Raw genomic sequence first — 7531 nt, 5'->3', positions numbered from 1 at the left:
TTCACTGCTCGACCCGACATATTCCCTTCCTTTGTTTGAGTTCGTCTTCAGCAAACTAACATCAGGCAGGGGAAGGGAATTTTTTGCATCATGAACTAGGGTAGCTGGGAAAGATACGCAGAACTTTCCCTCGTGGCACCGGAAATCCAATCCGTAGCACTAGTCGGCAGTGTTGCAGCCAGCAGTGTTGCAGCCAGCAGCGTTGCAGCCAGCAGCGTTGCAGCCAGCAGCGTTGCAGTCGGCAGCGTTGCAGTCGGCTGTGTTTCAGCCAGCAGCGATTCAGCCAGCAGTGACTTATTCAACCGTGCCGTTCCAATCGACCGTGACGATCTTCTGCTCTGGCAGCCAATGCCGGAGCTGGGCGGCGTTGGTTTGACCGGATTGGTCACTCTGAGGCTGCGTCGCGGTCAAATAGATTCGGTCGATCGCAGCGGACTGTGCTATGGCTGCTCGGACGGTCGCCAACGTTTCGTGGATCACGCCCAGCCGATTGGGGGCGACGAGCACCAGTTCAGTTTCGAATTCTGGATCGGTGCGAAGTTTTAAGAACAGGTCCAGATTGAGCAGTTCGTCGGCGATGGGGCTGAAAAGTCCGCCGGCGCCTTCCACCAGCAAGTGTTCGCACTCGGTTGCCCAGCGTTTCGCACCTTCGAAAAGTAGATCAGGGTCGACACGGCGGCCTTCTTGGCGAGCGGCTTCATCGGGGGCGAGCGGGGCGAGGAATCGCTGTGGGCAAATGAGATCGGGATCAACGGGACGCTGTAATGCGGCCGTCAGCTGGTCTGCGTCAGAAGAGATTCTTTCGCTAGAATTGGTGTCTGTCCCGATACACCCGCTGGCCACGGGTTTGTAAACTCCGGCCCGCACGCCACGGCGTGCCAATGACAGTGCCAGTTGTGCGGTAACATAGGTTTTGCCGACGTCGGTGCCGGTCCCCGAAACAAAAGTTAGTTTCATTTCAACGAGTCAGGTTTCAGGCAAAGTGACATCACTCAAGAACGTCAAAGTCGGATTGGTTCAAAGTGTTTACGCGGGGGCGCCAGCAGCGATGTTGGACCACACCGAAGGGATGGTCGAAAAGGCGGTCGCGGAAGGCTCCAAGATTGTTTGCCTGCAGGAAGTCTTTGCAATGCCGTATCCTTGCCAAAGTGAGGATCATCGCAATTTTGACTATGCCGAGCCGCTCGATGGCCCCACCGTTCAGCGGATGCAAAAGCTGGCCAAGCAATGGGAATGTGTGATCGTCGTGCCGATGTTCGAGCGACGCGCCCCTGGCCTTTATCACAATAGCGTCGTTGTCGTTGATGCGGACGGATCGGTGGCTGGCGTGTATCGCAAGATGCACATTCCGGACGACCCGTTGTTCTATGAGAAGTTTTACTTCACACCCGGCGACTTGGGTTTCAAGCCAGTTCAGACCCGTTATGGGAAATTGGGCGTCGGGATTTGCTGGGACCAATGGTTCCCCGAAGCGGCCCGGTTGTTTGCCTTGGCGGGAGCCGAAATTCTTGTTTATCCGACGGCAATCGGTTGGATTTTGGAAGAAAAAGACGAGTTCGGCGCCGGGCAGCGTGATGCTTGGCAAACCGCAATGCGAGCTCATGCGATCGCCAACGGACTATGGTTGGTCGCCCCGAACCGGGTCGGGATCGAAGGGCAAATCGAGTTCTGGGGCTCATCATTTATCGCGTCTCCGCGTGGCGAGATGGTAGTGCAGGGCGGTGACAAAGAGAGCGAAGTGCTGTGCACCGACTGCAACTTGGAAGAAATCGACGTCGTGCGTACTCACTGGCCGTTCTTGCGTGACCGCCGGATCGATGCGTATGACGGTCTGCTGAAACGCTGGATCGATTGATTCGATTTCTAAGTCGGCACTTTCTGGGGACCAGAGGTGTCGACGAATTTGCGATCACTGCGGGTATGAACTGGATCACACAATCAACCAAGCTCGTTGACTGCGGCCGAGGAATCGAATTCGAATCGGTTTCTGGTCCCTACCGCGAGCTCTTTGTCGTCGAAGGCGATTCGGCATCGCAGTCCGTCGCGCGTTCGCGTGATACACGTTACCAGGCAGTCCTGCCGATGCAGGGTAAGCCGATGAATGCGGTGAAAGCCAGCCGGTCATCGGTTCGAAACAACCAATGGTTCGACGCGTTTGTCGCCGCTTTGGGAATCGGATGGAATCCTGCGGACTATCGTCAAACGCGGTACAGCCGAGTGCTTTTGCTGTTCGATCCTGACGCCGACGGAATCCATTGCGGGGCGTTGATGCTAATGTTTCTTGAGCGATTCTTTCCCGGCTTGCTCGAGCAGCGACGAGTCAGTCTGATCAAGGCACCGATGTTTCAAATCAATGGTGCGACCAAAGGCGATCATCTTTACGCGGCAAGTGAAGAACACCTGAGGAAAATTCAGGACGCGCTCGATGCCCAGTCGATCCCGTACACGTATCAGCGGTACCGTGGGCTGGCCAGTTTGGGCGATCAAGCGTTGGTCGAGCATTGTTTGGATCCGAACAGTCGCACGGCATACTTGATGGGGATGGAAGACGCCGCGATGGCACGGCGGGTGTTTTGTTCTGGCGGCAAAGTCCGCGAGTAGGGAAATGGCATGCAGCAGTCACGACTAATCAGCCGCAAGATCGTTGCACGATGGATCTGCGGAAGTATCGTCGGGACGCTGCTAGTCCTCCTGACATCCCCGCTGTTTGTCAGAAGCTACTTGCCGCGCGAAGTCGACTCGCACCGAGATGCAATTGTATTGCAAGTAGGGGCCGGGTATCGATGGCGAAGCGAAGGTTATGCGACGACGATTATCGGACGTTGGGGCATGCCGGGTAAATCGTATCTGCCAGCCAATCATGCGAGTGAGAACTCACGGGTGATCGCGCTGTGGGGGGATTCACAGGCGGAGGGCGTTTGTGTTGACGATCGTGAAAAGCTGTTTGCTTGCTTGGAGCGGGCGTACGCGAAGGCTGATGAACAGGTGACCGTGTTGCCGTTTGCAAGAAGCGGCGATGATTGCAACGACTGGATTCACCAAATCAAAACCGTTGAATCCGCACAGGGCATTCCTGAGATCGATATGCATCTGTTCCTCGTGTCGGAGTGGGAGGATTGGAGTGTTGCGGCAAAGACTCCAAGTGAAGTGATCGATCCCCGGTTGAATTGGGCGTCTGCAAATCTGCCCGCCGCCTTCGTTCAGGCAGCTCGCAATGTGCTGACAGACGGCCAGACCGACAACTTTCGGAAGTTGAGATTTAGCGTCGGTCCAATTGCGAAATCAGGCAAGCCAAACACCGTTGTGGGGCAAGATTCGCTGGCCAGTCAGGAGGCCGAGTTTCAACAAGCTGTCGCAAAGCAGTTCGAGCGACTTTGCAAAGCAACCGACGTTCCGTGTGTGATGATCGATGCGCCGCTATTTCCAACCATCACGAACGGAATCGTCGTATGGGGGCCGACCGATGAACGACGGTCGTCAGCAATTCATCGCCTTGCCGAGCGAAACGGGTTAACAGTGATCAATGTCAACAACTCCCTGCAGAAGGCTGCGATGAATGGGCGTTGGCCGCGTGGATTTCACAATGGCAGGTTCGGAGAGGGGCACTACAACGGGTTTGGGAATGAGCTAATCGCAAATCAAGTCGTTGAGGTGCTCACCCAGAAGTCTGAGGCCGATCAGCAGACTGGCCGTCGCGGGGATTGATGCAGGATGCAGTTCACGATCACCGAATTCTTCATTTTCTTTGCCGTTGTCTTGGTTGCCGTCTGGCAGCTGCGTACGCGTTTGCAACGCAACGTGTTGTTGCTGGTCGCCAGCTATTACTTTTATGCGTACTGGGACTACCGCTTCTGTGGTTTGTTGTTGCTGTCGACGATCGTCGACTTTGTCGCCGGACGTCAGATCGAGTTGGCGACGAGTCAGCAACAACGTCGTCGGTGGCTGGCACTCAGCTTGTGTGTGAATCTTGGGTCGCTTGGCTTTTTCAAATACTGCAACTTCTTTATCGAGTCTGCGCAGGCTTTGTTGGCGCCGATCGGCTTTGACGTCAGCACGCTCGAAATCGTCCTGCCGGTTGGCATTTCGTTTTATACCTTCCAAACGCTTAGCTACACGATCGATATTTACCGCGGGAAGTTGCGAGCGAGTGACTCGCTAGTGGATTTCGCGTTGTACGTTGCGTTCTTCCCCCAGTTGGTCGCCGGGCCGATCGTTCGTGCGGCGGAGTTGTTACCACAGCTTGCCGTTGTTCCAGCGTGGTCATCACGCCGGGCCTACGGCGGATTTCAAACGGTGTTGCGTGGGCTGGTGAAAAAGGTTTTGATCGCCGACCGTTTGGGAGAATTCGTCGATGTCGTGTTTGCGGGGCCAGACTTGTACAGCGGCGCGACGGTCTGGTTGGCAGTCATCGCTTATGCGGGGCAGATCTATTATGACTTCTCGGGCTACTCGGACATCGCGATCGGTTTGGCGAAGTTGCTTGGCTATCGCTTTCCCAAGAATTTTCGCCATCCGTATCTGGCACTGTCGCCGGCACAGTTTTGGCGTCGTTGGCACATGACCTTGTCACGATGGCTGCGGGACTACCTTTATATCCCGTTGGGTGGCAATCGGATGGGTGAACGCAGGACATCTCTGAATCTATTGGCGACGATGACGCTGGGTGGACTCTGGCACGGTGCCGCGTGGACGTTCGTGCTTTGGGGAGTTTGGCATGGCATGGTGTTGTGCGTCGAGCGATCGTTCGCGTCGCATACGCCTTGGCGCGTCTGGCGTTCGATTCGCTGGGCATCGACGATGGGAATCGTCATGTTCGGGTGGATCTTGTTCCGCTGCGACAGTCTGAAACAAGTCGCCGAGGTACTGGGGCAACTTGCGTTTCTACACACTGGCATTCTGTGGTTGCCACCCTTAGCCCTGGTTGCGATGGCATTGATGTTGGCGGAGTATGCCGTTTGGATGTCGCGTTATCGATTGATGATGCGGTTGCCTGCCGATCGATTCTATTCGGCGGTCGCGACGACGGTCATGATCTGGTGTCTGATTCTGTATGCACCGCGAGGATTCACACCGTTCGTGTATTTTCAGTTTTAGCGCACAATCACTTCGTCGAAACGGTGGTCTCGATTTCAAGGAAGAACAACTGGTGCTGGATCCACTTGGGATCTAGTTCGAATTCCCAGGCGAGTGAACGTGTCGCGGGGGGCGAAGAATTGAAGTTGTGAAATTTACCAAGCAATACGCGTTGGCTCATTTCGGGAACTGGATTTCCAAATCGAACGACACTCGGTGACATCGCCACGCTACGAATGGTGCCGCCGATTTGCAGAAACGCTCCACGGTCGATCGCGTCAATGGCGATCGCGGCAGGAAGGGAAAGAGGCGGGTGTGATTGCGTGACGAGCAGCGTGGCTTCAACGTGTTCACGAATCAAAGCCGGGATTTTAGGTGGCATGAAGTGTGAAGCGTAGCTTTGGGAAAAAGGGACCCAGGAGGCTTCACCCGCATTCATTGGAGGAAAACTTTGCCCGGTTCGAACTAAGGTACCCACTAAAGAGTTCGCCTCAATTTCGAGCCAATTGTAGGGCAGGTTTGAATTTGCTGGCGTCAGCGGACGTACGCGTGGCGATTGATTGAGGTAGATAGATGGCCGATCAGCATTGGTCGGCTTCATCGGCTTACCGGTCAGATGATCGAGCTCAAGGTAGTCTCGCTTTTTTTGTTCTGATTGCTCTGCCGCCCGTCGTTGCATCCACAACATTGGTTGCTTGACCGCCTGATGATAGGTTGAGACCGCTGTTGTCAGCTCGGGGGACTGATTGGTCCAACGGTCGAACGCGGGCTGTAGGCGTTCATTCAAAGAGTTGCCGCAGTGGCTGTTCAGTCGTACGACTGCTTGAACGAATTCTGCATAACGAGCGATTGTTGGCTGATCACTGCCAGTCTGGCTTGCCACATCGATCAGCGCTTCGAGCATCGAAATCGCTTGTTGATCGATCTGATGAAGAGCTTGCTGTTGATTTGCGGCGGCATCGCCAGCGAGTCCGAACGCGAGCGAGATGGCGCGAGTTTTGGAAATTGCCAAGTTGTCTTGTGACCAACGCTCGTCGAGCCATCGAATCGCTTCGACGGGGTCTCCTTGTGCCGATTTTAGTTCCGCAATGACGCGCTGACTGTCGGTTTCAAAATCGGACACAACGCTCGCGGACTGAGCGACAACGGCTTGCGCTTTCTCAGCGTATTGCTGTTGGCGTTCGCGATTCAGGTCATCAATCAATCGATTGTGAACTGGTGCGACTTCGTTCTCGAAGTCGCGGTAGCCGGAGTAGGGCAAATAGAAAACGCTCAGCAACTGACGTAGATGCAAGTCGCGGACGGATTTTTCGGCGTTTGACAGTTGACCGCTTCGGGCCATCTCAATGGCCTTGGCGAGTGTGTCACGCCGCACTTCGGTCAGGGCTTTTAGTTTGCTGAGCTCTGCCTGATGATGTTTTTGCAGGGAGTTTGAGAAGCCTCCCAACGCATTTCGAAGAAGCGTGAAGCGTGTTTCTAAATCGTACCCCGCCGGTTCGCCCATGGCTTGTAGTTGCTTGGCGTACCAAATGCCTTGATAGGAACGCGCAAATGCCTTGGCAAGTTTTTCGTGCGGGATCGAATCGCCGGCATCCATTCTTGAAACGCTGTCGATGGTGAGCTGCTCCCATTCGGAGAGTAACTGGTACATCAATGCGATTTGTTTTGCCGCTCCGTCAATGACACCGAGAGGTCTGGTGGAATAGTGCTCGCCAGAGATGGCGGCATGCGTTTTGGGTGACAGAACCGACAACGCCGCCAACCACATCGCCAAAGCGATTGCTCGCTGGCCAATTCGGACAGATCCCAACAACACGACTTACTCCGAAAGCATGATGGCGGTGAAGGTACCGCCAGAGAGTTCGACCATTTCGCCGTCAGGCGCTTTAGGGAGCAAGGCAAGATTGTCCCGGTGACAGTTCCGGCGGAGAAATTCATCGCGTCGAAACGCACTTCGACGGGGGTCTCAATCGAGGTCGATAGGACGGGGCGGTTGTAACCGGTGGCAACAAATAGGTTGCAGGCGAGCGTTTTTCCGACGAGCAGCGCGACGGTTTCGATCTCTGTTGCCGCTTCGATCAAGAGCCCGGAATCCGGTAACCGATCGGCGCTCGCATCATAAGTGAGCAATTGCAGTGAATTGGGACGCCCGTAACCGACACAAAAGACTTGTACATTCGCCGCTTCGAAACGAACGGGCGTGTCAAATTGCAACTCGAGTTCACCGGTGGGCGTAGGAGGCTGTTCAGGCTCGTTGACCAAGGAATCGGTGAGCTTGCGACTTTCCTTAACGAATGACTCGCCCTTTTCGGAGATCGAGTCAGCGATTTCGGAGAGGTCTTTTTTAGAGCATCCTTGTCCGATTGCGGTTGTGATAAGACAGACCAGAGTGATCAGCGTCAACGAACAACCGTTGCCGTTAAAAACAAGAGGAGCGTGCTTCATAGTTAGTGTTCGC

Annotated in this window: 8 protein-coding genes; 4 read left to right on the top strand and 4 right to left on the bottom strand. The window is 54.9% G+C overall.

Going from position 1 to position 7531, the window contains the following annotated elements; all coding sequences use genetic code 11:
* Positions 1-95: 95 nt before the first annotated feature.
* Complete coding sequence (locus CGZ80_RS05595) at positions 96-302, bottom strand: hypothetical protein (RefSeq protein WP_094412232.1); 207 nt, start codon at positions 300-302, stop codon at positions 96-98.
* A complete protein-coding gene (gene bioD, locus CGZ80_RS05590; protein ID WP_094412230.1) occupies positions 295-957 on the bottom strand; it encodes a dethiobiotin synthase in 663 nt (220 codons plus the stop codon). The genes CGZ80_RS05595 and bioD overlap by 8 nt, the downstream gene beginning before the upstream one ends.
* A gap of 25 nt (positions 958-982) precedes the next feature.
* Here bioD and CGZ80_RS05585 point away from each other — a divergent pair, with 25 nt between their 5' ends.
* From CGZ80_RS05585 to CGZ80_RS05570, 4 genes are all read left to right on the top strand, one after another.
* Positions 983-1855, top strand: a complete 873-nt coding sequence (locus CGZ80_RS05585) for a carbon-nitrogen hydrolase (RefSeq protein ID WP_233148244.1) — start codon at positions 983-985, stop codon at positions 1853-1855.
* Positions 1856-1920: 65 nt separating this feature from the next.
* Positions 1921-2601: a toprim domain-containing protein gene (locus tag CGZ80_RS05580; protein WP_094412228.1), complete on the top strand. Its 681-nt coding sequence runs from the start codon at positions 1921-1923 to the stop codon at positions 2599-2601.
* A 9-nt stretch (positions 2602-2610) separates the two neighbouring features.
* Entirely contained in the window at positions 2611-3705 is a 1095-nt protein-coding gene (locus CGZ80_RS05575) for a hypothetical protein (RefSeq protein ID WP_094412226.1), read from the top strand.
* Positions 3706-3711: 6 nt separating this feature from the next.
* Positions 3712-5094, top strand: coding sequence for an MBOAT family O-acyltransferase (locus tag CGZ80_RS05570; RefSeq protein ID WP_094412224.1), 1383 nt, complete (start codon positions 3712-3714; stop codon positions 5092-5094).
* Between the two features lie 7 nt (positions 5095-5101).
* On the opposite strand, the gene CGZ80_RS05565 is transcribed toward CGZ80_RS05570, so the two are convergent.
* Together CGZ80_RS05565 and CGZ80_RS05560 are read right to left on the bottom strand one after the other, a co-directional pair.
* Positions 5102-6724 (bottom strand): hypothetical protein, encoded by a 1623-nt coding sequence (locus CGZ80_RS05565; protein ID WP_094412222.1) that lies wholly within the window; start codon positions 6722-6724, stop codon positions 5102-5104.
* Positions 6724-7518 carry a hypothetical protein gene (locus CGZ80_RS05560; protein WP_094412220.1) on the bottom strand — a complete coding sequence of 265 codons (795 nt, stop codon included), beginning with the start codon at positions 7516-7518 and terminating at the stop codon, positions 6724-6726. Before CGZ80_RS05560 ends, CGZ80_RS05565 begins: the two co-directional genes overlap by 1 nt.
* Positions 7519-7531: the final 13 nt, after the last annotated feature.

The sequence above is a fragment of the Rhodopirellula sp. MGV genome (genome assembly GCF_002251265.1).
Lineage (GTDB): Bacteria > Planctomycetota > Planctomycetia > Pirellulales > Pirellulaceae > Stieleria > Stieleria baltica_A.
This window is presented reverse-complemented; position numbering and strand designations above follow the sequence as displayed.

Bases quoted from the DNA above. Each gene is read 5' to 3' on its own strand.
- CGZ80_RS05560 (WP_094412220.1), bottom strand. From the start codon at position 7,518: ATGAAGCACGCTCCTCTTGTTTTTAACGGCAACGGTTGTTCGTTGACG.
- bioD (WP_094412230.1), bottom strand. From the start codon at position 957: ATGAAACTAACTTTTGTTTCGGGGACCGGCACCGACGTCGGCAAAACC.
- CGZ80_RS05575 (WP_094412226.1), top strand. From the start codon at position 2,611: ATGCAGCAGTCACGACTAATCAGCCGCAAGATCGTTGCACGATGGATC.
- CGZ80_RS05570 (WP_094412224.1), top strand. From the start codon at position 3,712: ATGCAGTTCACGATCACCGAATTCTTCATTTTCTTTGCCGTTGTCTTG.
- CGZ80_RS05565 (WP_094412222.1), bottom strand. From the start codon at position 6,724: ATGTACCAGTTACTCTCCGAATGGGAGCAGCTCACCATCGACAGCGTT.
- CGZ80_RS05580 (WP_094412228.1), top strand. From the start codon at position 1,921: ATGAACTGGATCACACAATCAACCAAGCTCGTTGACTGCGGCCGAGGA.